Source organism: Nostoc sp. (genome assembly GCF_036917465.1).
In the GTDB taxonomy this organism is placed as follows: domain Bacteria; phylum Cyanobacteriota; class Cyanobacteriia; order Cyanobacteriales; family Nostocaceae; genus Nostoc.
This window is the reverse complement of record NZ_JBALDL010000065.1, coordinates 18,541-31,566: the sequence shown is the minus strand read 5'-3', so window position 1 is coordinate 31,566 and position 13,026 is coordinate 18,541. Positions and strand designations below refer to the sequence as shown.

8 protein-coding genes are annotated in these 13,026 nt (G+C 42.1%); 5 read left to right on the top strand and 3 right to left on the bottom strand.

Annotation, left to right across the window (positions count from 1 at the left end):
* Positions 1 to 143: 143 nt before the first annotated feature.
* Positions 144 to 1,652: a UbiD family decarboxylase gene (locus tag V7K38_RS14310; protein ID WP_334858705.1), complete on the top strand. Its 1,509-nt coding sequence runs from the start codon at positions 144 to 146 to the stop codon at positions 1,650 to 1,652.
* 190 nt (positions 1,653 to 1,842) lie between these two features.
* Complete coding sequence (locus V7K38_RS14305) at positions 1,843 to 2,751, top strand: alpha/beta fold hydrolase (RefSeq protein WP_334858703.1); 909 nt, start codon at positions 1,843 to 1,845, stop codon at positions 2,749 to 2,751.
* 120 nt (positions 2,752 to 2,871) lie between these two features.
* On the opposite strand, the gene V7K38_RS14300 is transcribed toward V7K38_RS14305, so the two are convergent.
* Positions 2,872 to 3,231 carry a phospholipid-binding protein gene (locus tag V7K38_RS14300; RefSeq protein WP_334858702.1) on the bottom strand — a complete coding sequence of 120 codons (360 nt, stop codon included), beginning with the start codon at positions 3,229 to 3,231 and terminating at the stop codon, positions 2,872 to 2,874.
* A 345-nt stretch (positions 3,232 to 3,576) separates the two neighbouring features.
* On the opposite strand from V7K38_RS14300, the gene ilvN reads away from it, so the two are divergent.
* Complete coding sequence (ilvN, locus tag V7K38_RS14295; protein ID WP_334858701.1) at positions 3,577 to 4,095, top strand: acetolactate synthase small subunit; 519 nt, start codon at positions 3,577 to 3,579, stop codon at positions 4,093 to 4,095.
* A gap of 366 nt (positions 4,096 to 4,461) precedes the next feature.
* Here the strand turns inward: ilvN and V7K38_RS14290 are convergent, their stop codons facing one another.
* Together V7K38_RS14290 and V7K38_RS14285 are read right to left on the bottom strand one after the other, a co-directional pair.
* Positions 4,462 to 5,607: a SpoIID/LytB domain-containing protein gene (locus V7K38_RS14290; protein ID WP_334858842.1), complete on the bottom strand. Its 1,146-nt coding sequence runs from the start codon at positions 5,605 to 5,607 to the stop codon at positions 4,462 to 4,464.
* Between the two features lie 190 nt (positions 5,608 to 5,797).
* Positions 5,798 to 8,011 (bottom strand): GumC family protein, encoded by a 2,214-nt coding sequence (locus V7K38_RS14285; protein ID WP_334858699.1) that lies wholly within the window; start codon positions 8,009 to 8,011, stop codon positions 5,798 to 5,800.
* Between the two features lie 835 nt (positions 8,012 to 8,846).
* On the opposite strand from V7K38_RS14285, the gene V7K38_RS14280 reads away from it, so the two are divergent.
* Together V7K38_RS14280 and V7K38_RS14275 are read left to right on the top strand one after the other, a co-directional pair.
* Entirely contained in the window at positions 8,847 to 11,639 is a 2,793-nt protein-coding gene (locus V7K38_RS14280) for a hybrid sensor histidine kinase/response regulator (protein ID WP_334858697.1), read from the top strand.
* Between the two features lie 12 nt (positions 11,640 to 11,651).
* Positions 11,652 to 12,956 carry a sensor histidine kinase gene (locus V7K38_RS14275; RefSeq protein WP_334858695.1) on the top strand — a complete coding sequence of 435 codons (1,305 nt, stop codon included), beginning with the start codon at positions 11,652 to 11,654 and terminating at the stop codon, positions 12,954 to 12,956.
* Positions 12,957 to 13,026 lie beyond the last annotated feature (70 nt).

The following is a 13,026-nucleotide window of genomic DNA, read 5'->3' as shown; positions in this document are numbered from 1 at the left end:
ACCAATAATTTCGTAAATTGGGAATGGGAAAGAATTTTATTTACGCCCAATGCCCAATGCCCAATGCTCAATGCCCAATGCCCAATGCCCCATAATATAAGAAAGCGCTTCACACTTCTTAAATAATCAGCTTTATTAAAACAATGGCGAGAGACTTACGGGGATTCATTAAAATTCTGGAAGACAAGGGACAATTACGGCGGATTTCCGCTTTAGTTGACCCAGAATTAGAAATTGCTGAGATTTCTAACCGGATGCTGCAAAAAGGTGGCCCAGGCTTGTTGTTTGAAAATGTCAAAGGCGCTTCCTTCCCTGTGGCGGTGAATTTGATGGGAACTGTGGAAAGGATTTGCTGGGCGATGAATATGCAGCATCCAGAAGAGTTGGAAACTCTGGGAAAAAAACTAGGTATGTTGCAACAGCCAAAACCACCGAAGAAGATTTCGCAGGCGATAGATTTTGGGAAAGTACTGTTTGATGTGCTGAAGGCAAAACCAGGACGGGACTTTTTCCCTGCTTGTCAGCAAGTTGTGCTGCAAGGTGATGATTTAGATTTAAATAAGTTGCCTTTGATACGTCCTTATGTTGGTGATGCTGGCAAGATTATTACGCTGGGATTGGTAATTACCAAAGATTGTGAGACGGGTACACCAAATGTAGGCGTGTATCGTTTGCAACTACAATCTAAAAACACGATGACAGTTCACTGGTTATCGGTGCGCGGTGGTGCAAGGCATTTGCGAAAAGCAGCCGAACGTGGGAAGAAATTAGAAGTTGCGATCGCACTTGGTGTAGATCCTCTAATTATTATGGCAGCTGCTACACCCATCCCTGTAGATTTATCAGAATGGCTGTTTGCTGGACTATACGGCGGTTCTGGTGTCCAGTTGGCAAAGTGTAAAACTGTTGATTTGGAAGTTCCCGCAGATTCGGAATTTGTCTTGGAAGGAACAATTACACCAGGGGAAGTTTTACCAGATGGGCCTTTTGGCGACCACATGGGTTATTACGGCGGCGTGGAAGATTCGCCATTGGTACGCTTTGAGTGTATAACGCACCGAAAAAATCCGATTTACTTAACAACATTTAGCGGTCGTCCACCGAAAGAAGAAGCGATGATGGCGATCGCACTAAATCGCATCTATACGCCTATACTGCGCCAACAAGTATCAGAAATTGTCGATTTCTTCCTGCCAATGGAAGCCTTGAGTTACAAAGCAGCGATTATTTCCATTGATAAAGCATATCCCGGACAAGCGCGACGGGCGGCTTTAGCATTTTGGAGCGCTTTACCGCAATTTACGTATACCAAATTTGTAATTGTTGTAGATAAAGACATAAATATTCGCGATCCGCGTCAAGTAGTGTGGGCGATTAGTTCTAAAGTTGACCCCGTGCGGGATGTGTTTATTTTGCCGAATACACCTTTTGATACATTAGATTTTGCTAGTGAAAAAATTGGCTTAGGTGGACGCATGGGAATTGATGCGACTACAAAAATTCCGCCAGAAACAGAGCATGAATGGGGTTCGCCTTTAGAATCTGACCCAGATGTGGCGGCGATGGTAGAGAGACGATGGGCGGAGTATGGTTTAGCAGAGTTGCAGTTAGGAGAAGTAGACCCAAATTTATTTGGCTATGATATGAGATAACGTCTAGTTGACAAAGATCAGTTGTAGGGGCAATTCATGAATTGCCCCTACAAAGTGGAGTCTATTTACCACCAATGAATGATTAATAAAAACCTGAAATAACGTATTTACGTTGATGCACAACATGATTATTTTGTAAAGTGGGTAAGTCCCATAATAGTATTTTCACGCTGAAGAATTAAAGGAGACTGTGACAACTACACTACACTGGCAAGAGCGGGTTGGGAATCAAAGGGATTGGGTTTGGCGGGGCTGGCAAACTCGCTATACTTACATTCGCGCCGCCCAAAATAACCATAAGACAACACCCCTGATTTTGTTACATGGCTTTGGTGCTTCTATTGGTCATTGGCGACATAATTTAGAAGTGTTAGCTGAAAATCACACTGTTTACGCCATCGATATGCTGGGTTTCGGTGCTTCAGAAAAAGCCGCAGCTAATTACAGCATCGAACTCTGGGTTGAACAGGTTTATGACTTTTGGAAAACATTTATCCGTCAACCAGCAATATTAATCGGCAATTCTAACGGTTCGCTGATTTCTATGGCCGCCGCGGCCACTCACCCCGATATGGTGCTGGGTATGGTGATGATGAGTTTACCCGACCCTTCACTAGAGCAAGAAGCAATCCCGCCTGTGCTGCAACCAGTTGTCAGAGCAATTAAAAATATTGTTGCTTCGCCGTTGATTCTAAAACCTTTGTTTAACTTCGTGCGCCGTCCAGGGGTGCTGCGTCGCTGGGCAAGTCTTGCTTACGCTAACCCAGAGGCGATTACCGATGAACTCATAGAAATTTTAGCAGGCCCTCCCCAAGATAAAGGTTCGGCGAGGGCTTTTAGTGCTTTGTTCAAAGCTACGATCGGAGTTAACTTTAGTCCCAGTGTCAAGAAAGTATTACCAACCTTAACAATTCCGATGCTGTTAATTTGGGGACAAAAGGATCGATTTGTTCCCCCAGCCTTGGCTAATCGATTCGCCCAGTACAACCAGAAGTTGGAAGTGCTGAATTTAGAAGATGTGGGTCATTGTCCCCATGATGAATGCCCCGAACTAGTCAACCAAGCTATTTTAGATCGGATTGAGAGATGGTTAGCATAGGCGTAGCCCGCCGCAGGCATCGCTAGCTATCACTTACTTCCTAAACCTAAATATTATGCAATGGCAGCGATCGCACCAGCCAATACCTTTACCACCATTGAATTTTGAATTACTTAATATCTACTCAATCTCGGCTTGCTCAGTATCAACATCTGTAGCACCATCCACAGAACGAGCTACAGAAACCATTTTATCGAGAATATCCTGACTGGGAACTTTACCTTTCAACACTACAGTGCTACCAGTTTGAGCAACCCAAAGGGTATTAACATCATCCAATTGGTCATCTTGATCGAAGGCCAACGCTACCCGCTTCGCCAAACCACTTTGGTCGTATTCGCCGCTTAATCCCAAACGTTCTGGGGGTATGGCTTGCGTATCAACGTTACTACTAGTATCTGGCGCTATTGACTGCGGAGTAGGATTTACTTCTGCATTTTCGGGTTTTTCCATTCCAAATAATCTTTTTAACCAACCCATAAAAACTTTTTTCCTATTACGCGCTTGTTCAATCTGAATATAAAAGCTTTACAAAAATGCCGCATCTACCAATGAAAAGAGATCCATTATCTAAAATTACTCCTTACAGAATAATTTCTGCCTAATTTATCTTTAGAGAATGCAATGAGTGCAACCATTGAGTTTACAATGAAAGGTCGCACTGATAATTAGTGTAATAGTACGTTAGCCCAGAAATCAACATACATTTTACAAAATGTCAAGAGCTTAAAACTCAAGTAATTTTGAATTTTGAATGAGTGAATTCTGCAAAACAGTACTAATGTTTGCGTTACTCAATTCCTGCTCTAGCCTCTGTTGGCGAAGATGAAACATACCCTTTCAGTTCTTGTAGAAGATGAGGCGGGTGTTCTTTCCCGCATTTCTGGTTTATTCGCCCGTCGTGGTTTTAATATTGAAAGCCTTGCTGTTGGCCCTGCTGAACAGGGAGGTGTCTCCCGAATTACAATGGTTGTACCTGGTGACGATCGCGTGATCGAGCAACTCACCAAGCAACTATACAAGTTAGTCAATGTCTTAAAGGTACAGGATATTACCGAAACCCCTTGCGTAGAGAGGGAATTGATGCTGTTGAAGGTGAATGCTAATACCAGCAATCGCTCAGAAGTGATCGAACTGTCTCAGATTTTCCGGGCGCGAGTCGTGGATGTGGCGGAAGATTCTCTCACCTTAGAAGTTGTGGGAGATCCCGGTAAAATGGTAGCGATCGTGCAGGTGTTGCAAAAATTTGGTTTGAAAGAAATCGCGCGCACTGGCAAAATTGCCCTGACTCGTGAATCGGGTGTGAATACCGAGTTACTCAAGTCTTTGGAAGCAAAAGTTTAAGTAGGTCGGTGCAATTAAAGCTAAATGGCAAAGGCTGTCCTTTGTCATTGGTCATTAGTAAGGGCTTTAAGCCTGTTTGCGTTTTGTAGCATAATAATTTGGTTTATTTTTACCAACTTATTTAGTTGGACTTAAATAAAAGCTTGCAGAAATCCACTTTTGGGGGCTATCAGATGTTCGCCCCCAATGTTTTTTACATCCATATTTATAGATGCGGTTATGTCTTTTTTTAGCGTTTCCTATAATAAGATATAGCAACCGCCTTGGCGGTTAGGACATATATACAGCGATCGCTCTATAAGAAAAGAGACTACTTTCAATTTATGCTCAAACCGCCTTGACGGTTGCTACAAGTACAGAAGTGGACTACTTCGCCTGAATTGGTGTTAGGGCTACACCTTGATAATAATGTCCCAAAATTTGCAGGTGATTTACTCCTTGCCGAGCCAGATTGTACGCTCCCCACTGACTCATACCTAAAGCATGACCGTAGCCAAGCCCTTGAAGTACAAAACTACCATCGGCTCCCTTGGTAACGGTAAAGCGGGTACTTTTTAGCTTCAGGGCTGTTCGCACTTGCTCACCCTGTAGTACCTTCGTACCCTTGTTACCGACAATTTTTAAGACTTTAACACTACGGAAAGGTGAGTATGTCTCTGGAGTCATCGCCGTCACACTGCCCACTTCAGGGAATTTAGCACTAATTTCACTGGGCGAGAAGGTTTTCACCCAGTTACACTCCTTGATATTTTGATCGTAGTCTTGAACAGCCCGCAGATAAGGCTCACTGCTTCCCCAAACATCTTCTACGTTTTCGGTGTGTCCTCCAGAACAAGCGTGAAAAACTGAGAGAATAATCCGGTTTTTGTAAGTTAGTACTTGCCCTAGTGTGGAATCGACTGCGGCATAAGTAGCAGGGGCTTCACTGATGACACCTTTGTAAATTTGCCAACGATCGGGGGTATTACCTAAATCGAAAACGGGATTATTCCGTTGTTTTTCTCGTTCGTAAAGAGCATAAGTGCGGGCTGCGATCGCTTGGGCTTTTAGAGCTTCTTGGGGCCAGCTAGCATCCATTTCGCCACCGAGAACGCTGTAGAGATATTCTTGGTCATCAACCCAATTAACAGCCGTTAAGCCTTTTTCTGTGGGAACAACCAGAGTTCTGCCTCGATACCAGCGATCGCCAATATAAACGAATCCTTTACCTGTTGGCTCAATCCAAAATAAACCAGACTGCCACTTATCTAAAGCAACTCCCCCAGGAATAGCTTGGGCATAATATGCACTCATTGCTGGTAATTGTCCCAGAGTCCGCCCGGTACTATCCTTGACAATTCCAGTGGTGGAACTGCCCACTTTTACCTGATTAACGCCCCTCTCAATTGCCACGCGCAGAATTACAGACGCTTGGGCGGGGGCAACCAAAGCAATCCATAAGAGGACACTTACCCACCAATGACGTACTTTAATCTGGGAAAATAAAAAGCCTAAGTAAAGTTGGAATTTCATACTGGTCATCTAATCACTCTAGTATCTAATTGACGCTCTGAATTATTGCGTCTACTACTTTAAGATGAGACACCACTCCAACGCAGGAGGTTGCCACCTCCTACTAATTATGCATTTTGCTTTAGCTATCAGCTAGAAATCATGAAGCAGGGGGCAGGAAGAGAATATTCTCTCATACCAATCCCTAATCTTACGATGCCAGCACCTTTTGAGAATTATTCACATCATTAGCGATAATTCCAATTAAATTCAACTTACTCAAAATTTCTGTAGCTTGAGTCAGTTCACTTCGAGTCACTTTACCCATACGCTCTACCATCACAATTCCATTGCAAAAAGATGCCACAATTCTGGCATCAACCGTACCTAAAATAGACGGAGCATCTATCAGTACCAAATCATAACTTTGTTCAAACAACTCTATTAGTTCTTTCATTCGTTGGGAACTGAGCAACTTTACCGTGTCTTCTGGTTCCGGCCCAGCAGTCAAAATATCAATTGAAGGATGAATCGGCTGAATGTAATCTTTAAAATGAGTAGTCGTCTCATCAACCAATAACAAAGATAGTCCCCAGTCGTTGGATAATTCCAGAATTTTGTGCAGGCTAGGATTGTGCAAATTAGCATCAATAACTAATACTCGTCGATGCATTCGGTTAGCACTAGCCACAAGCCCTAATACTAAAGTTGTTTTGCCTTCCCCTGGTAGGGCTGAAGTAAACATCAATGACTTGAAAGGTAAGGGATATTTTAATATTTGAATATTTTGGTAGATCATATCCAGCGTTTCATGGACTGGCAATTTAGTACTCGCTTCGATGACAGGGGAATCCGATCTTCGTCGTCTATTCCAAGGCAGCCCCAGCCGTTGCTTTTTGACACCACCCGATGGAAGTTTTGGTACCGATCCCAGTACACGTAAGTTTGTCAGTTTCTTTATATCTCCCACACAATAAATACCGTCATTAAATTTTTCCCAAATCAGGGCTGCTAAGATACCTAAAATCGGCCCAATTACCGCTCCCCCAACCAAAAGTAATAATCTGTTTTTGCCCTTATAAGTACCCACAGTAGGTTCTGCCAAAACTTGCCAGTTATATCCTTCTTGAGCAATTTTCAGCCCTAAAGACTGTTGTGTCTGTAGCAATTGATCAAGGGTTTTGCGACTACTTTCTGCCTTTGGCAGTAGACGATTATACTCTGCTATTAAGCTTGGGTATTTGTTTAGCTCAGAACGGAGTCGCTGTTCTGACTCGGCTAAATTCTTCTCATTGGCAGTTAGTCCTAAAACAGTTGTCTGCACTAGAATAAACTCGTCTATTAGCGTTGGATCAACCCCTACCATTTGTCGTTTTAAAAGCGGTTCTCCCTTACTGCTAGTAGTAATAGATTTAACTTCTTGTCGTAATAGCAACAATTGATTTTGGCGTTGCTGCTTTAGTTTTTGTACCGATGGATAATCGTCTGTATAGCGCAGTCGCTCCTTAGCCAATGCTAGTTCAGTCTTTTGAACTTCACTCAATAATGCTTGATAGTGGCTTGACTTATTTAAACGAGAAGAAATTAATTCATTCTGTTGAGAAGAAGACGCTATTTGTTGCTCTAGGTTATCGTAGCGAGCGTTTGCATCTTGAAGGTTGGCACGAGCGGTTTGTAGTTGGTTTTGAATATCGGCTAGAGATTCTAGCAAGATTTTACTTTGGACTTCGGGATCGAGTAATTTATGTTGCTTGCGAAATTGTTCCAAATTCTTATCAGCTTTACTCACCTCTTTTTTTATCTCAGGTAGACGAGCATTTACAAAAGCTAGTCCATGATTCAGGCGTTCTTTTTGTTGTTCTTTATTGTAGCTTTGATAGACTTTTTGTAGAGCTTGAAGGAATTTTTGGGCTTTGATTGGATCTTGATCATCGAAAGAAACTTTAAATACTTGACTAAAAACTTTATTAGCTCCTATACCTCCCTCTTCTGGAGTTACTTCTAGAGGTGCTTGTTTGTGCTGTCTTGTTTGACCGCTAATATCCTCTAAGGTAATATCAGGATAATCAGAATGAACTAAATTTACAGCTTTCTGGAGAAGCTTAGAACTCAGCAGAAGTTTCATCTGAGTCGTGGAATCAACAACCTGAGAACTAGAATCAGTAACCTGAGTATCTGCCCCGACTGGGATATTATTTGATTCTGCCACTTGAGCTAAATTGGAATTTACCAATATCTGCATATTGCTCTGGTAAGTGGGTTTGGTGATGACAGCCAAGAAGCTAGCAGCTGACATAACTACGCAGGAAAACCCGAAGATCAGAAAGCGTCGGCGAAGCAAAATAGTAGATAGTTGTCTGATGTCAACTGTGCCTTGTGCTGAATTAGTAACCTGTTGCTCTTGATGCAGACTAATCTTAGCCACTATCAAACTCCTCTAATATCGAAACACTATATTTATTTGGAAGATTTATGAGAAATGTGAAATGTTTTTTACATTTATAGCCGCAATAGCATACTTAACTATTCTTCCAACGATGACAAGCTCACTTGGCAAAGTTTTATGCCAACTGGTGCTTTCATGTTCATCAATTCATGCATATAGTTTCTTAATCAGTGTTGGAAGAATGAATTTTTAATAAATATTTCATTTCAGGAATAAAAATCTTGACGAAAAATTAATTATTTTTTCTAAGTATTGAAGTAGAAAATTATCTAATTTTACAACACTACCATATATTATATGAAAGTTCTTTTGATAACTTCTAATCTAGAAAACACATTCAGATAAATATTTAACCCATACTATTTGTATATTTTTGATCCACTTAGCTAACCGTAAATTGTTGGTTAATTATTTGACTTCATTGTCAAACCAAACTACTGTCTATTTGCTGGACGTTATGATATTTTCTTGGCAGTGCGATCGCCATCTGTAACATCTGCACTGTAAGACTGACGCTTAACCTATCCCTTACTTTCTGCTGCTTAATAATAGCGATCGCAGCAAAGCCACAGCGATTGGATTGGTACTAATAACTACTCTCGATTTAGCTTATAACCTGAGTCAAGCCAGATTCAGTTCTCTTTACCAATGAGATTCTTAGCTTATACGATTTCTGTGAGTTTCCACCCTAGTCTGGGTACTCTGAAAGAAGAATTTGCCAAAATTTCATCTGAGAGTAGGGAATCAAGAGTTGGGGATTTTCTGATTATCGCCCTGCAACTGCAACTAAAAAGTGTTGATTGGAGCTTGTTTTATGTCCCTTGCTAATCATATACCTCACAGGAAGGGGCGATGCCTACGGCGGGCTGCGCCAACGCTCCGCACAATCTTAGTGATTCCATTTGTGTTGCAAATCTTTGCTGCTGTAGGATTAGTCGGTTATCTCTCATTTTGCAACAGTCAGCAGGCGGTGAATCACTTAGCCCATCAGTTGATTCGAGAAGCCAGCTTACGAGTCGATCAACACTTAGATACCTACTTAGCAACTTCTTATCAAATTGCCCGGAGCAATGCTGAACTAGTCAAGTCAGGATTACTTAACCGACAAGATTTAGATTTAGTTGGCTATCAGTTTTGGCAGAAAGTGGAATTGTATCCAGGAATCAGCTACATGCACTTTACCCAAACCAATAGCAATTATTTAGGAGTTGGACGATGGTTGCCGGGTGAAGGGATCACAATCGATGAAGTTTCCCCTCGAACAAAGGGAAAAAACATTGTCTATAAAATGGATAGTCAAGGAAACCGAACTCAAAAAATTGGTGCTTATGACTTTAATCCGCTAACTTATCCTCCATTCGTCCGAACCTCACAATTGCGTAAACCGAATTGGTCGCCTGTAAAAGTTTTGCAAGAAATTGATGGATACGTTGCTCTTGTATTTGGTTATCCAGTTTACGATCGCAACCAAAATTTCATCGGCATGATGGCAGCCGATCTCACACTGTCTCAGATCGGTAACTTCCTTCAAGATTTGCAAGTCAGTCCCTCTGGAAAAATTTTCATTATTGAGCGGGATGGAACGTTAATTGCTCACTCAGTAAAACAGCCAATTCTTAAAGCAACCGCTAAAGAAAAGCAACGCCTGAATATTTTAGAAGATCCCGATCCGTTGATTCAAGCAACTGCCCAACATTTGCAGCGTAAATTTGGCAGCTTTGAGCAAATCAAGAATGCACAAGAACTTGATTTTAATGTCGGTGGCGATTCTTCTTTGCTGACACAAAGTGAACGTCAATTTGTACAAGTGACTCCGTGGCGCGATCAATTTGGTCTGGATTGGTTGGTAGTCGTGACGATTCCCGAATCAGACTTTATGAAACAAATCAATGCCAACACTCGCAGCACAATAGTACTGAGTTTAGCTGCTTTGTTCATTGCTACAGTGTTTGGAATTTTTACGGCTCGTTGGGTGACTCAACCTATCCTGCGGCTCAATCAAGCCGCCAAAGACATCGCCAAAGGAAATTGGAATCAAACAGTTGAACTCAATCGCACCGATGAACTAGGAGAATTAGCCATCTCCTTTAACCAAATGGCAGGACAACTCAAAGAATCATTCGAGACACTAGAACAGCGCGTTAGCGATCGCACAGCCGCACTAGCTGAATCCAATCAGCACCTAGAACACGCTAAAGAGAAAGCAGAAGTGGCAAATCAGGCAAAAAGTTCTTTCATTGCCAATATGAGTCACGAACTCCGTACCCCCCTCAACGCCATATTGGGGTTCGCTCAACTAATGACTCGCAGCAAAACTTTGTCCACTGAACACCAAGAAAATGTCAGCATCATTACTCGCAGTGGCGAACATCTGTTGACGCTAATCAACAATATCCTAGATTTGTCCAAAATTGAAGCAGGCAAAACTACACTCAATCTCAAGCGTTTTGATTCTTATCGCTTGTTAAGTGATTTAGAAGATATGTTCCGCCTCAAAGCCGAAGATAAAAGATTACAACTGTTATTTGAACATCTACCAAATGTACCGCGCTATGTGGAAACTGATGAAGTGAAACTGCGCCAAGTCTTAATTAACTTAATTAGTAATGCAATTAAATTTACCGATCGGGGTGGTATATCGCTGAGAGTCAAGGCGATTGCTTCCTCTGAGGCATCACCCAGCCACACCCTATATTTTGAGGTAGAAGACTCTGGCGCGGGTATTGCTGCTGATGAACTCGATAAGTTGTTTGAAGCCTTTGCTCAAACCCAAACCGGCAAAAACGCCCAGGAAGGAACAGGATTAGGATTACCCATCAGCCGCAATTTTGTGCAGCTTATGGGTGGCGAGATGAATGTCAGTTCTCAAATAGGGTATGGCACGCTTGTTAAATTCAAGATTCCGGTGACGGCTGTTGATGCTGCTGATGAAGAAACCTTGCGGTTCAAGCAACAGATTATTGCTCTGGAATCCAATCAACCCCGTTACCGCATCTTAGTTGTGGATGATAAAGATATCAATCGCCAGATTCTAGTGAAGTTGCTCAGTCCCTTGGGCTTTGAAGTCAAGGAAGCCCAAAATGGTCAAGAAGCGATCGATATTTGGCAACAATGGCAGCCTGACTTGATTTGGATGGATATGCGAATGCCAGTGCTAGATGGCTTTGAAGCCACACAATACATTAAAGCTCAAGCCAACGGCAACAGCCTGAAAATTATCGCTTTGACTGCTAGCAGTTTAGAAGAAGAACGCGCCGCAAATTTGGCAGTCGGTTGCGATGACTTTATGCGAAAGCCGTTTCGAGACTACGAAATTTTCGACATGATGGCAAAGCACATTGGAGTGCTATACGTATATGAGCAAACTCCAAATCAGCCACAAGCGCATTCGCTTGCGGCTAAATTGCAACCGGCTGATCTCAATACCATGTCTAGGGAATGGCTGAGTGAATTTCACGCTGCTGCTACCGTCGGACGGGATCAACGGCTGATGGAACTGATCCAAAAAATTCCCGACCAAAAATCGGCGACAGTACAAACCCTTAAGCATTTGGTCGATAACTTTGAGTTTGACGCGCTGATCGAACTTACCCAACCTATTTCTTAATCATCTTTATATATGAAAACTCTATCCAAAACCGAAATCCTTGTAGTTGATGATCTGCTAGACAACCTCCGCTTAGTGTCTAATCTGTTAGTAGAGCAGGGTTACGTGGTACGCAAAGCTACAAATGGTACGATGGCGTTGCGATCGGCTCAGGCAGAACCTCCAGACATGATTCTATTAGATATCAATATGCCCGATCTTGATGGCTATGAAGTATGTCGCCAACTCAAAACCTTTGATAACACTCGTGCCATTCCTGTGATTTTTCTCAGTGCGCTTGATGATGCACTCGATAAAGTAAAAGCATTTAAGGTAGGCGGCGTAGACTACATTACCAAACCGTTCCAAGTTGAGGAAATGTTGATTCGCATTCAAACCCAACTGATGGTAAAGTGCTTCACTCAAACTCTAGAACAACAAGTTGAACAACGAACTACTGAACTTTCCCAAACCTTGCATCATCTCAAAGAAACCCAACTCCAGTTGGTGCAGCACGAGAAGATGTCTGCGTTGGGCAATCTTGTAGCTGGCATTGCTCACGAAATCAACAACCCTGTTGGCTTTATTGCTGGGAATTTGCAACCTGCAATTGATTATATTAACGACTTGTTTCGGTTAATTGACTTTTATCAAACTAAGATCCCCGATCTTGAACCAGACATTGCAAACGAAATTGCTGATATTGACTTGGAATATCTGCGAGAAGATTTGCCTAAGTTAATTCATTCAATGAAACTCGGAGTTGAACGCATCCACTACATCAGCACGAGCTTACGTACCTTTTCCAGAGCCGATCGAGATTACAAAGTACCCTTTAACATTCATGAGGGTATCGACAGCACAATTCTAATTCTCAAACACCGCTTGAAAGCCAGTGATGACCATCCAGAGATCGAAATTGTCAAGGACTATGCTAATTTACCTGAAATCGAATGCTTTCCAGGACAACTCAATCAGGTGTTCATGAACATTCTGGCAAATGCGATCGATGCTTTGGAAGACTCGAATATAGGACGGAGTTTCACAGATATTAAAATGAAGCCAAACCAGATTACAGTGAAAACTGAACTGTCAAACGATAGTCAATTCGTCAACATCCGCATTCAAGACAACGGCATCGGCATGAGAGATGATGTCAAACAGAAGATTTTTGAGCATTTGTATACCACAAAAGCCGTTGGTAAGGGAACAGGATTAGGATTAGCGATCGCTAATCAGATTGTTGGAGAAAAACATCATGGAGCGATCGCTGTCAATTCTACTTTAAATAAGGGTACTGAGTTTGTGATTACGCTCCCAGTAAAAGACAATTGTTGAAACAGGCAAAGGACTACTCACATCTTGCACCTGGAAATATAAATGTCAAAACTATAACTAGATACCAGGG

Coding starts and splice junctions, on each gene's coding strand:
- V7K38_RS14310 (WP_334858705.1), top strand. CDS start 144: ATGGCGAGAGACTTACGGGGATTCATTAAAATTCTGGAAGACAAGGGA.
- V7K38_RS14300 (WP_334858702.1), bottom strand. CDS start 3,231: ATGGGTTGGTTAAAAAGATTATTTGGAATGGAAAAACCCGAAAATGCA.
- ilvN (WP_334858701.1), top strand. CDS start 3,577: ATGAAACATACCCTTTCAGTTCTTGTAGAAGATGAGGCGGGTGTTCTT.
- V7K38_RS14290 (WP_334858842.1), bottom strand. CDS start 5,607: ATGAAATTCCAACTTTACTTAGGCTTTTTATTTTCCCAGATTAAAGTA.
- V7K38_RS14280 (WP_334858697.1), top strand. CDS start 8,847: ATGTCCCTTGCTAATCATATACCTCACAGGAAGGGGCGATGCCTACGG.
- V7K38_RS14275 (WP_334858695.1), top strand. CDS start 11,652: ATGAAAACTCTATCCAAAACCGAAATCCTTGTAGTTGATGATCTGCTA.